Genomic DNA, 14545 nt, shown 5'->3' with positions numbered 1-14545 from the left:
TGATCGGGGTTTTGTACAAGCTTCAAAGCCTCTAAAACCCTTTCAGGGATTGAAACCAATCTTAGGGGTGACTTCGGGTTGGGGGGTCACTTCAGCTTCAAAGCCTCTAAAACCCTTTCAGGGATTGAAACTTTGCGGGTCGCTGGCGTTTGGGTTTGCCTCCCATGATGCTTCAAAGCCTCTAAAACCCTTTCAGGGATTGAAACCGCCCAAACTAGCAATGCTCAATCCATGAGTTTGCAGGCTTCAAAGCCTCTAAAACCCTTTCAGGGATTGAAACAAGTCGATCATCAAGTTTTGGCACAAGCGATCGCCCGCTTCAAAGCCTCTAAAACCCTTTCAGGGATTGAAACATTGCGATCGCCCCTGATGTTGCGGTTGCCGCAACCGCTTCAAAGCCTCTAAAACCCTTTCAGGGATTGAAACTCAGTTTTATGTTGCTGGCAACCCACTTTCTTGGGCTTCAAAGCCTCTAAAACCCTTTCAGGGATTGAAACTTTTTGATTCTGGCTTGATCTTTGCCGATGCTGCTGCTTCAAAGCCTCTAAAACCCTTTCAGGGATTGAAACATAGCCAGTGAATAATGTGGCGATCGTCTTAGACATCAGGAGCTTCAAAGCCTCTAAAACCCTTTCAGGGATTGAAACAAACTCCTCAATGGACTCAGCTAGATTTTTGTCAAGCTTCAAAGCCTCTAAAACCCTTTCAGGGATTGAAACCATATCTGATTTCGGATTGCAGAAACTCGACTTCTGCTTCAAAGCCTCTAAAACCCTTTCAGGGATTGAAACGAATTGAATAATGACTCCCTTCTCGCCAATACAAGAGCTTCAAAGCCTCTAAAACCCTTTCAGGGATTGAAACGAGCAGACTTGGTATTGATCCGAACTACACCAACGCGCTTCAAAGCCTCTAAAACCCTTTCAGGGATTGAAACGGAGGACATCAGCGATCGCCGCCGAATCCATCTTTTCGCGCTTCAAAGCCTCTAAAACCCTTTCAGGGATTGAAACGCACTACGATTTGCGCTTGCGGGGCGGAGTTCATTGCTTCAAAGCCTCTAAAACCCTTTCAGGGATTGAAACAAGCAATTCTCGCATTACTACTTCTCTGGGGGAGCTGCTTCAAAGCCTCTAAAACCCTTTCAGGGATTGAAACTACGGTAATACCGACCACCTTTGACGCGATTATCGCTTCAAAGCCTCTAAAACCCTTTCAGGGATTGAAACCAACTAGTGTGACTTGTCTAGCACCCGTTGGCAGTTGTGCTGGCTTCAAAGCCTCTAAAACCCTTTCAGGGATTGAAACACTTTTTAAGCCGCCACGTTGATATACAAGGTATTCGCTTCAAAGCCTCTAAAACCCTTTCAGGGATTGAAACAGCACTGCCAAATGGTATCCATCGCCAATGATTCTGCTTCAAAGCCTCTAAAACCCTTTCAGGGATTGAAACAAGCAATCAATTGGGCGCATTTGCCTCTGTTATCGGCTTCAAAGCCTCTAAAACCCTTTCAGGGATTGAAACGCCTCATCAGGGTACAGGGAGATAATGCGCTTACCGCTTCAAAGCCTCTAAAACCCTTTCAGGGATTGAAACAGGGATAGCGATCCCCTTCTCCGCGATCGCATCCTTGCTTCAAAGCCTCTAAAACCCTTTCAGGGATTGAAACGAAATGGATTTTTACACCCTTCCCACCTCTCGGCGAAGCTTCAAAGCCTCTAAAACCCTTTCAGGGATTGAAACATCAATGCCTCTAGCTGGGCGCGGAGGTCGGCGTATGCTTCAAAGCCTCTAAAACCCTTTCAGGGATTGAAACTCGGAAGATTGGCTTTGTTGAATATTCGGGCGATACGATGGGCTTCAAAGCCTCTAAAACCCTTTCAGGGATTGAAACTGAAAAATTGATTGATCTTAACCAAGCTCAGCACCAGCTTCAAAGCCTCTAAAACCCTTTCAGGGATTGAAACTCCACGATCTCTAATACCCACCACTGCCCATTGATGCTTCAAAGCCTCTAAAACCCTTTCAGGGATTGAAACGTGTTGATTGGCGGGCAACACGATAGTACGATCCAAGCTTCAAAGCCTCTAAAACCCTTTCAGGGATTGAAACCTCATGGAGGCTCCTCCACCACTAGACTCGTTGATGCTTCAAAGCCTCTAAAACCCTTTCAGGGATTGAAACTTTCAGTGCGATCGTCAAATTTAACTACAAACATTTATGCTTCAAAGCCTCTAAAACCCTTTCAGGGATTGAAACTAGAAACAAACTGCACAAATTGCAAATCGACAAGCGGCGAAAGCTTCAAAGCCTCTAAAACCCTTTCAGGGATTGAAACTGCAAACAGGCTATCTAGCATATAGAATCACTAACGCTTCAAAGCCTCTAAAACCCTTTCAGGGATTGAAACCAAGGCTATCAAAACCGCGTACGAATACACCATTAGCTTCAAAGCCTCTAAAACCCTTTCAGGGATTGAAACTTCCATTAAGAGTATCGTGAGAGAGAATTCCCTTACAATGCTTCAAAGCCTCTAAAACCCTTTCAGGGATTGAAACCCTTACATTTACTATTTAAGCGCTTAATCAATAGTTGCTTCAAAGCCTCTAAAACCCTTTCAGGGATTGAAACAGGGCTGCATTACTTGTGCTAATTGCCGAAATTGCGCTTCAAAGCCTCTAAAACCCTTTCAGGGATTGAAACGCCAGTGCCGAAGCGGGTAAGGTTGCGTCATCATGGAGCTTCAAAGCCTCTAAAACCCTTTCAGGGATTGAAACCACGATGTACCACGCGCTGACGGCTCCCTAAAAATCGCTTCAAAGCCTCTAAAACCCTTTCAGGGATTGAAACGGATCACTAAATGACTGAACAAGAACTAATTTGTGCGCTTCAAAGCCTCTAAAACCCTTTCAGGGATTGAAACGCGCGGCTACCTGCTGCAAAAAACTAAGATCGCGCCGCTTCAAAGCCTCTAAAACCCTTTCAGGGATTGAAACACGAGATGTATCCATTATCGTAAGCTACCTGTCTGGCTTCAAAGCCTCTAAAACCCTTTCAGGGATTGAAACAATAGGTTTTTAAATATTAAATATTTACGGATAAAGCTTCAAAGCCTCTAAAACCCTTTCAGGGATTGAAACACTTGGCAGAATACAATCGACTGCTAAAGCAGAGAAGCTTCAAAGCCTCTAAAACCCTTTCAGGGATTGAAACACGAATAGCGCCGCTTTGACCGTAGCCAGTGAGACGCTTCAAAGCCTCTAAAACCCTTTCAGGGATTGAAACTGACTCAATCCTGAGATTGCATGATCGCCGCCGATGCTTCAAAGCCTCTAAAACCCTTTCAGGGATTGAAACCGCACCGCGAAAGGCAGTGGGCGGCGCTACATTAAGCTTCAAAGCCTCTAAAACCCTTTCAGGGATTGAAACTTGGAATTCTGTAATCCTTGCCACTGGCTCTTGTGGCTTCAAAGCCTCTAAAACCCTTTCAGGGATTGAAACATCAGCATTGATAGGGGACACCCTACAGGAATCCTTGCTTCAAAGCCTCTAAAACCCTTTCAGGGATTGAAACGACTCTCTCCTAAATCACCATTGCGGCGTGATAAAGCTTCAAAGCCTCTAAAACCCTTTCAGGGATTGAAACTACATCAAAGCATGGTGATAGATGTACACTTCCCGCTTCAAAGCCTCTAAAACCCTTTCAGGGATTGAAACCCAATAGCTGCTATTGGCTCTCTAGCTTGGATGGCTTCAAAGCCTCTAAAACCCTTTCAGGGATTGAAACGGGAGCGCCAACGCTATCAAACCCTACTGCTTGCAGCCTCAAAGCCTCTAAAACCCTTTCAGGGATTGAAACGGTCGACCCTTGGGTGGTGCTTTTAATGCTTGCCTCAAGGCTTCAAAGCCTCTAAAACCCTTTCAGGGATTGAAACCAAGTTTCTCCAACGATGCATCACGCTCTATTTTGGCTTCAAAGCCTCTAAAACCCTTTCAGGGATTGAAACACGCTCCATCCCATTTTTTTGCAACTATCGTAGGGGCTACTGCTTCAAAGCCTCTAAAACCCTTTCAGGGATTGAAACCCCCAATCGCGCCGCCGCTTGATCTTGATTGCAGTAAAAAGCTTCAAAGCCTCTAAAACCCTTTCAGGGATTGAAACTACAAAAGGTGTGTGACAGCCAAAATGTAGCTACAGAGGCTTCAAAGCCTCTAAAACCCTTTCAGGGATTGAAACGCGCTTTTCATGTTCTCCTGTCGCGTCAATGTCGCGCTTCAAAGCCTCTAAAACCCTTTCAGGGATTGAAACTTTTAATGAATATTAATTATCTCCCTTCTGGAATTGGGAGCTTCAAAGCCTCTAAAACCCTTTCAGGGATTGAAACGGAGCGTACAGCCCCCATATGGTATCTAGAATGTCAGGCTTCAAAGCCTCTAAAACCCTTTCAGGGATTGAAACTGCGTGTGCGCCCACGATAAGCCATCGGTAAGGCAAGCTTCAAAGCCTCTAAAACCCTTTCAGGGATTGAAACAGTATATCTCTGTACTTAATTGGTGCAAAAAGAGGAGCTTCAAAGCCTCTAAAACCCTTTCAGGGATTGAAACTTCAATCCCCCCCGCCGATAATTGAACGTATCGGATACGCAAGGCTTCAAAGCCTCTAAAACCCTTTCAGGGATTGAAACATCGACAATAGACCATGCACGCTTTAAGAAATTTGGGTAATGCTTCAAAGCCTCTAAAACCCTTTCAGGGATTGAAACCTGATAGACGGATATTAGACGGATATTAGACGGATAGGCTTCAAAGCCTCTAAAACCCTTTCAGGGATTGAAACGAAGACTGGGATGCTTTACCCGATTCTCCGACATTGGCTTCAAAGCCTCTAAAACCCTTTCAGGGATTGAAATCCAAGATTCCTTTCTTATCGGGTTATTTTTTGTATCTCTAGCTTCAAAGCCTCACGCAGGCGAAAAGGGGACAAAACATGACCCGATGACAGACCCACCAAGACAGCGCAGCAATCAACGTCAAGACAGACACACAATGGCAAATGATCGTCCACCGATTGTCGGCACGGTTGGGCGTAACAGTGGTCAGATTCGCCCGAAAGTCTGTGACAATACACAACAATCCACGATTCAACCACAGGTAGAGTCAACGACCTTGCCAAATACCACAGTCTATACCGATGAATCGGATGCTTACAATCGCATCCCTGATTCTGGGTGTGAGCGCCAAACAGTTTGCTACTCCCAGAGTGAGTATGCCCATAATGACGATCAAGATGGTTGTTGCGAAATCCATGGCAATACTATGGAGGGCATCTGGGTTGGGGTATGCAACTTTGTGCATCCATTGATCGTTAGTCATCTTTTAGAGCCTAATTGAATTAGCAGCCATTCTTGCTTGTGTGCGAATATCTCTCAGGGCGTTAAACCATTGGTCAAAAGGGATTTTGCCATCCGATTGGGAACTACTTCGAGAAGACTGACTTCCTATACTTCAACCTACTACCGAAGTTGCAATTCAATAATCCCGCAAATTTCTTTTGGCAGACTACTAGTCAGGGAATTTGAAACGGTTGGGAGATAGTAAAGGCAAAATCGGGTCGCGATCGCCAGTTGCATTGGCAGCAAAACGTTTAGATAGAGCAGGCACAAACACTGTGGGGCTAGTAAAACCTGTAAACAGGTGTAGATTTGGATAATCCTGCATCCCACCAACTAGGGGCAACCTATCACGGCTAAAGGCAACTAAACAGTTGCGCCATTTACCTTTTAGATCCGCAATTTGTGGCAATACTTTTGCCACCGCGCTGCGAATTGCCGCCTCACTCTGGTGCGGATCAATGACTGCATCAAAATCGGTTAAAACGCGGCTAAGTTGTCCAAAACGAATGCGTCGATCGCAATATTGAATCGCTCCTGCATCCACAGCAGGCTTAACCAGTTCGATCCCTGCCTGCTCCCAAACTTCATCACTATCAACATCATTGGTGGCTTCCTCTAATTGGTTACGGGTGCTATTGGCAGGCATGACCATCGCTCGCAATTGCAGATCCACGGGTTCCGTATCAATGGCTTCGGCATGGGTAAAGTAGACTTTGACTTTAATTCCTGAATCTTTGAGCAGGGCGCGGGACATTCCCCCAGCACAAACAACTACGTGATCGCTCTTGTATGTTCCCACCGATGTCTCAACCCCTTTAATGCGATCGCCGTCCTTTAAAAATTGCTGCACTTTAGCATAGGCAATCTTGCCCCCCAATCTTTGGAAATTTTGACTATGGGCTGCCACAAAGCAATTTAGATTGATATGACTATGCTTAAACTTTAGTGCGCCGCCAATGCCATCAATATTTAACAATGGTTCACATTCGACCGCTTCTTGGGGATTGAGCAATTGAGGGGCGACCGCGCAATTTGCATAGTTCGCCATGACCAAATCTGGATCGGCATCGGGTTCAAGGGTCAGCAACAGGTCAATATCGCGAAACTCTGTATCCATACCCAACTCATCAGACAATTCTCGCTGTCTTGCAATTCCTTCTTCGCCAAGCTGCCGCGTCAGTGCGGTTGTGCCAGACCAATAGGGAATGCCGCCATAACCCAAACTGCTAGCCCCCTGCAATTGAGAATGCTGTTCGATTAATAATGTGGATAGTCCCGCTTTTTGTAATTCATAGCTTAGGGATATTCCTGTAATACCACCACCAATTACAATCCAGTCATACATAGTTTTTTATCTTTTTTAGTTTAATTACTCGCCTTACGCAGATGGAATACCTGAGATAGCTAAGGTTTCGGACTGGCACGCACCATCCACAGCCCCTACAAAACATGAATTATTCAGGCAGAGGTAATCCCCCCGTGGTTGCCCTGCTTGGCTAGCAGCCAGAGATTCATCATCTGCGTTCTGCGTAACATGAAGTTATAAGTCTGATGAAAGGGAATCACTTCGCAATTCTCTTCACCCGCCAATTTCCTGCAATTCAATATCTTCTAAATCTTCTAAAATACTGGTCTTACCTGCGCCTTGATGTTGGGTCTTAACCCACTTGAGGCGTTTCGGCACTACGCACATCCGCAAGGTGACGCAAGCAATCACAGGAATCCAATGCAGCATATAGATCATGCCAGGTATGGTTCGCCAAATCGCCGATCGCCAAGGCATTTGATAGGAACGCCGCAAGCCAAATGCCATCGTCACGGAAGTGAGGGAGAGGGAGAAAATGGCGATCGGTGGCAATAGGGGCGCGTGATGGAAGGCGATCGCGGCTAGGGTATCAGGAATAAAGGCAATGGTAAGCAGATATTGATTAATCACAAATAGAAAGGCATCAAAGCTCTTTAAGAAGCCCATGCGATTGCTCAGCAGAGGGATTGTGTAATCAAGGTAGCGCTGAAAGCCACCCTCAGCCCAGCGATTGCGCTGATGCCATAGTTGCTTGAGAGTGACGACTCCCTCTTCCTGTACCGCAGGGTTGTACAAACAGGCGATATCCCATTGATGGAGATGCAAGCGAATTGTTAAGTCTAGATCATCGGTAATGGTTTGTTCATTCCAGCCGCCGCAACTATCGAGGGCTTGACGCTTCACAAACTGCCCGTTGCCCCGCAGTTCGCCCGTGCCGCCCACCCTGATCCGTAAATCCTGCAAGCATAAATCTAGTGCCATCTCCGCCGACTGCCCTGCTGTCCAAGCATTTTCATTGGCATTGGCGATCGCCTTGCGTAGTTGTACCGCCCCAATTTTAGGCTGCTGAAATACAGGTACTAGCGATCGCAGCACATCATGGGTTACTTGGGCATCGGCATCAAACACGCCAATAATGTCACCCTGAGTCCTGGGCAGCACTTGGTTTAGCGCCCCCGATTTGCCCCCCTGAGCACCAGCACCCCGCCGCAGGGTTTTTAACTGCGGAAATTTTGTCTTGAGTAATTCCAACACATCGGCAGTGCGATCGCTGCTATTGTCATCAACGATCCAGACCTCAAAGCGATCGCTAGGATAGTCTAGTTGACAGAGATTTTGGACGAGATTAGCAATAACCGCTTCTTCGTTTTTAGCGGATGCTATGAGCGAAAAAAATGGCAAGGTCTCTGATTCTAGAGGCTTGGCAGACGAGGCAGGTAATGATTGCGAAATGCCAAGGGGGGGTAGAGGTGGCGCAAAGATGAGGCGTAGGGCTTGAATGCTAAAAAGCCCCAGTAGCAGCCATTGCCCCCAAGGGACTAGATGCATCCCAAAGGTAAAGCCATAGACTATGGCAAGTGCCATTATGGTCTTGAGTCTGCGGCGATCGCCCCCTGTCTGAAGGCTGTTTCGTAAGTCCATCTCGTGCATTGAGGATTTAGATATATTGCGAAATGTTTAGCTTTATTCAGGATACCGCTTTTTATTCGCCGATCGCGATCGGGATCAGAGGCAAAAAAAATTGCAATTGTCCCAAAGCCCCACTTGTAATTTTTTTTGGCTTTGGGGTTAAGCTCAAAGCGCTATAGTAAAGATTCGTTAACAAACTCAACATAAATAATTAATAACCTAATGCTAGGCTTTCTTAAACGTAAATTTCGTAAAAAAATTGCCCGCATTGAAATCACGGGCGCGATCGGCTCTAGCACCAGAACCAGAGTTTTGGAGGCATTAGAATTCGTAGAAGAACAGAAATTTCCTGCCTTGTTATTGCGAATCGATAGCCCTGGTGGAACCGTGGGCGATTCCCAAGAAATCTACGATGCCCTCAAACGCCTGCGCGAAAAGGTAAAAGTGGTTGCTAGTTTTGGCAATATTTCCGCCAGTGGTGGCGTGTATATCGGTGTGGGCGCAGATTACATCGTCTCTAACCCAGGCACAATTACAGGCAGCATCGGCGTAATTTTGCGAGGCAACAATATTGAGAAACTGCTGGATAAAATTGGGGTTTCCTTTAAGGTGATTAAGTCGGGGGCTTATAAAGATATTCTTGCCTTCGATCGCGAAATTACCCCTGAAGAGCGCGTGATTTTGCAATCCCTGATCGATACTAGCTATGATCAATTTGTGAATACAGTCGCAGAAGGGCGCAAGCTTAGTCCCGCCACGGTGCGCTCCTTTGCCGATGGGCGCGTATTTACAGGCGAGCAGGCATTGGCCTTGGGGCTAGTCGATCGCCTTGGTACGGAAGAAGATGCACGAAAATGGGCAGCAGAACTAGCAGGACTCGATCCTAAAAATACGAAAGTATTTACCATCAAGCCACCCAAGTCCTTTGCCGCTAAATTTTTACCAGGGGGCAGCGACAATGCGATCGCCCGTTTTCAATTTGAGATGGAAACTAGCGGAATGCCTCTGTGGATGTGGCAAGGCTAAAATAAAAGCGCTAATGATCCCCCTCAATCCCCCTTGTGAAGGGGGATGAAGAAAATTCTCCCCCCTTCAATAAGGGGGGCTGGGGGGATCTAGACAACTTTTAAAGCAACTTCTTAAATTTTGGTCAAATAGCCCATTGCCTCTTTGACCGCATCGAGAGTTTTAAAAGCTGTCTCAGATGCCTTTTCTCGACCGTCCCGCAAAACTTGATCCAGATAGCCAGATTCCTGCACCACTTCGCGATATTTAGTTTGAATCGGCTCTAAATGCGCGATCGCCGCCTCAGTCAGCACCGTTTTAAAGTCGCCCCAACCCCGCCATGTCGCCGTCTCAGCCTCCACCTCTGCCTTAGTTTTATTAGCAAAAATTGCGTATAGCCCCAATAAATTATGAGCTTCGGGGCGATCGCTTTGATCAAAGGCTAACTCTCGGATCGCGTCAGTTTTACATTTTTTAATTTTTTTAGTAATTTCATCGGCACTATCCAACAGATGAATGCGACTCATTTCCGTGGGATCGGACTTAGACATTTTTTTCGTGCCATCGGTGAGGCTCATCACCCGCGCCCCCTCCTTGCGAATCAATGGCTCAGGTACTTTCAACACCGCCGCAAATTGATCATTAAATCTGCCCGCAATATCCCTTGTTAATTCCAAATGTTGCTTTTGATCCTCACCCACAGGCACAAGATCCGCTTGATATAGCAAAATATCCGCCGCCATCAGCACAGGATAGTCCAGCAAACCCACGCCCACATTTTCCCCCTGTTTGATTGCCTTCTCCTTAAACTGGATCATTCTTTCTAGCCAGTTTAGCGGCGTAATGCAATTAAGTAGCCATGTTAGCTCAGCATGGGCTGACACATGGGACTGCACAAAAATGGTCGATATTTGCGGGTCAATGCCACAGGCGATATACAGTGCCGCGATATCACGGGTATTCACCGCTAAGGTTTTAGGGTCATGGGGGACAGTAATGGCATGGAGGTCGACAACACAAAAGAAACTTTCATAATCCGCTTGCGTCTCTACCCAGTTACGAATCGCTCCCAAATAGTTGCCGATATGCAGATTGCCAGTTGGTTGTACGCCCGATAAAACTCTTTTTTGCATGGAAATGATGGAGATGCGATGAATGTAGCCCATGGATACGTCCCAATGGAGCGCATTCATGGGCTTACTTAAGAATCTATATTACAGGTCGAAAGGGTATTTATCGAAACAGGGGCAGGGAAAACGATCGCCCGACAAAAGGGCAGTGCCACCTTGCCAAGGTCTTGCTTAAATACGGGGGGAATATTGCCAATTAAAGTCTCGATGACGATTTGGCGCGGGTCAGTGGGCGCAACCTGATAGATCACGCTGACAACATCATCGGGAAACCAAGCCCTGACCAAAACCAAAACATTCTTTGCGGTAATCGGGCGATCGCGATTATCGGGAAATAATCGAATCCCCACAAGGCGATCGCGTTCAAAATAAATATCCGCCACAAATCCCCTGACATAGATCAATTGGCGATCAGGCAGGGCATACAGCCCTTCGCCCCCTGGTTGTAATCTGTGCATGGCATAATGCTCGCGGCGCACCGTGGTGATCGCCGCCCAGTTATTGTCTTGAGCATAGGCAAAAAACTGCGTTTCCAACATTCCCAAGTGCAGGGTTTCAGGTTGTAATGGTGGACGCGCCCTTGTTTGCAAAGAAGGCAGACTTCTAGAGGTTCCTAACTTGTTGGCACTAGCATTATTAGCGATCATCGTTTCAGCCGCGATCGCCCCAGTCGCAATAGCCACTAATGCAACTGTTAATCCAACAAAGAAATTAGCCCTCGATATCACATTATTTCCCATATCACCAACACAAGTAGTAATAATATAGCTTTTTCGCGGTTGATGATGCGATCGACCAGATTAGAAAATGACTATGTTATTTCTCATCTGACGGATCTGAAGCCCTTGTCAAGGCTTGTAACGGTTTCGTGATATAGGTAGTATTAGTAGTTTGCAAGATATTTTAAGATCATGTCCCCAACCCCAGAATCAGATCGCGGTAAAAATAAAGCTTCTTCAAAGAGCTTTGAAGCGATGCGAAAATTTTCAGAGAAATATGCCAAGAACACAGGAACATTTTTCTGTGTCGATCCTAGTGTCACTAATGCCGTGATTGAGGGCTTGGCAAAGCACAAGGAAGAGTTAGGCTCTCCTCTCTGTCCCTGCCGTTATTACGAAGACAAAGAAGCAGAGGTCAAAGATACCTATTGGAACTGTCCTTGTGTACCAATGCGGGAACGCAAGGAATGTCACTGTATGCTGTTTTTAACCGAAGACAATCCTTTTGTCGGTACAAAACAGGAGTTGGAAGTTATAGATATCGTTTATGATGCTTAACCTTAACAAAAAAGCGAGTATTGATGCAAAGTGTCAATACTTGCTTTTGGGATTGAAGGAAATCCCAACCTTTGTTCGCAATCTTCCCCGCAAAACATGATGCTTACAGCTAACAATGACAGCGATCGCCAGCCTATGATCGCCTTGCAAATAAATGGTGAAGAGCGCCAATGCCACCCCGATCGCAATATGGTGGAATTATTAGAATTTTTAAATATGAATCCGCGCCTTGTGGCGGTGGAACATAACGGAGAGATTTTGCATCGTCAACTTTGGCAAGAAACTGTTATCAAAGCTGGCGATCGCCTCGAAATAGTCACTATCGTTGGTGGTGGCTGATATCTAAACAAAAAAGCGGCGCGATGCGCCGCTTTTTTGTTAGAGCTTAGGAGCAGATTTAAGCTGCATACTGGCTAAGCGATTGTCCTGCCGTTTTTCAGCTAGTGCTGGCACTGCCGCTCGCAATGTGGCAGCCAACTTGGTGGTGGTGCTGTCATAGATTTGTGTAACGACCTTAGGATAAAACCCAATGCCGATGATGGGAATCAAAAGGCAAGCAATAATAAAGACCTCACGGGGTTCCGCATCAATTAGCTCTTGATGGGAAGTAAGTTCCTTATTCTCTTCACCATAGAAGATTTCCCGCAACATCGACAGCAAATAGATCGGTGTTAAAATTACGCCGACCGCCATCAATAACAGCGCAATTAACTTAAATGTGCCGCTATAGGCATCACTGGTGGCAAAACCGACAAAGATCATCACTTCCGCCACAAAGCCACTCATGCCTGGTAATGCCAGAGATGCGAGGGAGCAGGTAGTAAACATTGCAAAGATCTTGGGCATTTTTTGACCTACGCCGCCCATCTCATCGAGGATTAGAGTATGGGTGCGATCGTAGGTTGCACCTACGAGGAAGAATAGACTTGCGCCGATCAAACCGTGGGAGATCATTTGCAGCATAGCGCCGCTTGTGCCAAGGTCTGTAAACGAAGCCAGCCCAATCAGCACAAAGCCCATATGGGAGATGGAAGAATAAGCAATCTTACGTTTGAGACTGCGTTGGGCAAAGGAAGTTAGCGCCGCATAGATGATATTGACGATACCTAAGATCACGAGGATCGGTGCAAAGTAGGCGTGTGCCTCTGGGAGCATCCCCGCATTCATCCGCATCAGGGCATAGCCCCCCATTTTTAACAAGATACCTGCAAGGAGCATATGCACAGGGGCGGTTGCCTCACCGTGAGCATCGGGTAGCCATGTGTGCAGGGGGAAGATTGGCAGCTTGACCCCGTAGGAAATCAGGAATGCACCGTAGGCGAGTAATTGGAAGGTGAGAGGGTAGTTTTTGTTGGCGAGGGTTTGCATATCAAAGGAGATGGTATCGCCATAAAAAGCCATCGCTAGCCCTGCCACCAGGATAAACAAAGAGCCGATCGCTGTGTAAAGAATAAATTTAGTGGCTGCATAGAGACGCTTGTAGCCGCCCCAAATCGATAGGAGTAGATATACAGGAATTAGCTCTAACTCCCATGTCAAGAAAAACAGCAGCATATCCTGCACCGCGAAGACGGCGATCTGTGCGCCATACATCGACAGCAGCAGGAAATAAAATAAACGGGGCTTGAGGGTGACGGGCCAAGATGCCAAGACAGCAAGCGTGGTGATAAATCCTGTCAGCAAAACCAAGGGCATCGAGAGTCCATCTACACCCACAGACCAGTTCAGCCCCAATTGGGGAACCCACTCGTATCTTTCGACTAGTTGCAAACTGGGGTTGCTGTAGTCATACTTTGTACAAAAGGCATAGACGATCGCTGCAAAGTCGATCAGTCCCACCACCAGCGCAAACCAACGGATGGTTTTGCCATCACCCTTGTCGGGGACAAAGGCAACCGCAAGGGCCATAACTATGGGGAAGGCGATGATAAACGTGAGCCAAGGAAAGTTTTCGAGACTTAACATATTTGAAAATTAACCGTTGTAATTACCCGCCCTATTTCTAGACAGTCATTGTACCTACGCTCTCCTGCAAAGCATGGGTTATTTATAGTTACTTAAAAATGTATTGATGCCTCCAATGGTGACAGCGATCGCTAAATCTTAGATAATATTAGGGTTTTTAACTCTGGGATCATGACAGCATCAAGCATTGAATCGACTCCCATCAGCATTGGATCGGTATTTATACCTCACAAAATATGTAACAAATCCTTAACAATTAGCAACAAAAATTTATATAACTTCAATTCGATGAATTTAGAAAAGGGATTTATAGAGCCAAAGGGCTAGGGGTTTGCAATTTTCTGGTAATCTCGAAAGTGAATAAATTATTTTTTAAATTGAGAGATTTTAGGCATGAAAGCACTGATACGCTTTTCTGTTTTATTAGTGGCGATCGCGTCAATTTGGGCAACTAGCTTTTTAGGTTCTTTCGGCACTAGCGCTGCATTTGCCGAAGAGTTGCCACCCACTAATTTTTATACCCAAGACCTTAGCAAGATCGACCTGAATAATTCTAATATCAATACCTTCCGCAGGGTGCGTGGTATGTACCCCACCCTGGGGCGAATCATCATTGACAATGCCCCCTATCAGTCTCTAGATGATGTTTTAGCGATCCCTGGGCTTACCGAAGCTCAAAAGGAACTGATCACCGCTAATGCGGATAGCTTCACCTTGAAGCGCCCTGACGAGTCAATGGTACGCGAACGCATTAACAATGCTAATTACCGCCTGTAATTACAAATGAAGGGCTATGCCATTGACATAGCTACATTTGCTGGTATTACAACAAATCACCC

Annotated in this window: 10 protein-coding genes and 1 CRISPR repeat array (1 of these 11 cut by a window edge); of the genes, 5 read left to right on the top strand and 5 right to left on the bottom strand. The window is 46.2% G+C overall.

What is annotated here, in order from left to right:
* Positions 1-4911: a CRISPR direct-repeat array (repeat unit 37 nt; unit sequence GCTTCAAAGCCTCTAAAACCCTTTCAGGGATTGAAAC) (it extends 21344 nt beyond the left edge of the window).
* A gap of 85 nt (positions 4912-4996) precedes the next feature.
* On the top strand, positions 4997-5392 hold the full coding sequence (locus tag H6F44_RS07670) for a transposase (protein ID WP_190350369.1): 396 nt from the start codon (positions 4997-4999) through the stop codon (positions 5390-5392).
* Positions 5393-5563: 171 nt separating this feature from the next.
* Here H6F44_RS07670 and H6F44_RS07665 read toward each other — a convergent pair whose 3' ends face one another.
* Both H6F44_RS07665 and H6F44_RS07660 read right to left on the bottom strand, forming a co-directional pair.
* Positions 5564-6739 carry an NAD(P)/FAD-dependent oxidoreductase gene (locus H6F44_RS07665; protein WP_190350368.1) on the bottom strand — a complete coding sequence of 392 codons (1176 nt, stop codon included), beginning with the start codon at positions 6737-6739 and terminating at the stop codon, positions 5564-5566.
* Positions 6740-6973: 234 nt separating this feature from the next.
* A complete protein-coding gene (locus H6F44_RS07660; RefSeq protein ID WP_190350367.1) occupies positions 6974-8350 on the bottom strand; it encodes a glycosyltransferase in 1377 nt (458 codons plus the stop codon).
* A gap of 201 nt (positions 8351-8551) precedes the next feature.
* On the opposite strand from H6F44_RS07660, the gene sppA reads away from it, so the two are divergent.
* Positions 8552-9355 carry a signal peptide peptidase SppA gene (sppA, locus tag H6F44_RS07655; protein WP_190350366.1) on the top strand — a complete coding sequence of 268 codons (804 nt, stop codon included), beginning with the start codon at positions 8552-8554 and terminating at the stop codon, positions 9353-9355.
* A 113-nt stretch (positions 9356-9468) separates the two neighbouring features.
* On the opposite strand, the gene trpS is transcribed toward sppA, so the two are convergent.
* The gene (gene trpS, locus H6F44_RS07650) at positions 9469-10467 is read right to left on the bottom strand and encodes a tryptophan--tRNA ligase (protein WP_190350393.1); all 999 of its coding nucleotides are present in this window, start codon (positions 10465-10467) and stop codon (positions 9469-9471) included.
* Between the two features lie 68 nt (positions 10468-10535).
* Entirely contained in the window at positions 10536-11147 is a 612-nt protein-coding gene (locus H6F44_RS07645) for a hypothetical protein (protein WP_190350365.1), read from the bottom strand.
* Between the two features lie 228 nt (positions 11148-11375).
* Between H6F44_RS07645 and H6F44_RS07640 the strand changes: the two genes are divergently transcribed.
* Positions 11376-11741, top strand: coding sequence for a ferredoxin-thioredoxin reductase catalytic domain-containing protein (locus tag H6F44_RS07640; RefSeq protein ID WP_190350364.1), 366 nt, complete (start codon positions 11376-11378; stop codon positions 11739-11741).
* A gap of 99 nt (positions 11742-11840) precedes the next feature.
* A complete protein-coding gene (gene thiS, locus H6F44_RS07635) occupies positions 11841-12080 on the top strand; it encodes a sulfur carrier protein ThiS (RefSeq protein WP_242016486.1) in 240 nt (79 codons plus the stop codon).
* Positions 12081-12119: 39 nt separating this feature from the next.
* Here the strand turns inward: thiS and H6F44_RS07630 are convergent, their stop codons facing one another.
* Positions 12120-13706, bottom strand: coding sequence for an NAD(P)H-quinone oxidoreductase subunit 4 (locus H6F44_RS07630; protein WP_190350363.1), 1587 nt, complete (start codon positions 13704-13706; stop codon positions 12120-12122).
* 393 nt (positions 13707-14099) lie between these two features.
* On the opposite strand from H6F44_RS07630, the gene psbU reads away from it, so the two are divergent.
* Positions 14100-14483, top strand: coding sequence for a photosystem II complex extrinsic protein PsbU (gene psbU, locus H6F44_RS07625; RefSeq protein ID WP_190350362.1), 384 nt, complete (start codon positions 14100-14102; stop codon positions 14481-14483).
* Positions 14484-14545 lie beyond the last annotated feature (62 nt).

Source organism: Pseudanabaena cinerea FACHB-1277, from assembly GCF_014696345.1.
Lineage (GTDB): Bacteria > Cyanobacteriota > Cyanobacteriia > Pseudanabaenales > Pseudanabaenaceae > Pseudanabaena > Pseudanabaena cinerea.
Note: the sequence above shows the minus strand (reverse complement) of the source record. Positions and strands in the feature narration are given on the sequence as shown.

What these genes read in the sequence shown, in the direction of transcription:
- psbU (WP_190350362.1), top strand. Translation starts at nt 14,100, where the DNA reads ATGAAAGCACTGATACGCTTTTCTGTTTTATTAGTGGCGATCGCGTCA.
- H6F44_RS07670 (WP_190350369.1), top strand. Translation starts at nt 4,997, where the DNA reads ATGACAGACCCACCAAGACAGCGCAGCAATCAACGTCAAGACAGACAC.
- thiS (WP_242016486.1), top strand. Translation starts at nt 11,841, where the DNA reads ATGCTTACAGCTAACAATGACAGCGATCGCCAGCCTATGATCGCCTTG.
- sppA (WP_190350366.1), top strand. Translation starts at nt 8,552, where the DNA reads ATGCTAGGCTTTCTTAAACGTAAATTTCGTAAAAAAATTGCCCGCATT.
- H6F44_RS07640 (WP_190350364.1), top strand. Translation starts at nt 11,376, where the DNA reads ATGTCCCCAACCCCAGAATCAGATCGCGGTAAAAATAAAGCTTCTTCA.
- H6F44_RS07630 (WP_190350363.1), bottom strand. Translation starts at nt 13,706, where the DNA reads ATGTTAAGTCTCGAAAACTTTCCTTGGCTCACGTTTATCATCGCCTTC.
- H6F44_RS07665 (WP_190350368.1), bottom strand. Translation starts at nt 6,739, where the DNA reads ATGTATGACTGGATTGTAATTGGTGGTGGTATTACAGGAATATCCCTA.
- H6F44_RS07660 (WP_190350367.1), bottom strand. Translation starts at nt 8,350, where the DNA reads ATGCACGAGATGGACTTACGAAACAGCCTTCAGACAGGGGGCGATCGC.
- trpS (WP_190350393.1), bottom strand. Translation starts at nt 10,467, where the DNA reads ATGCAAAAAAGAGTTTTATCGGGCGTACAACCAACTGGCAATCTGCAT.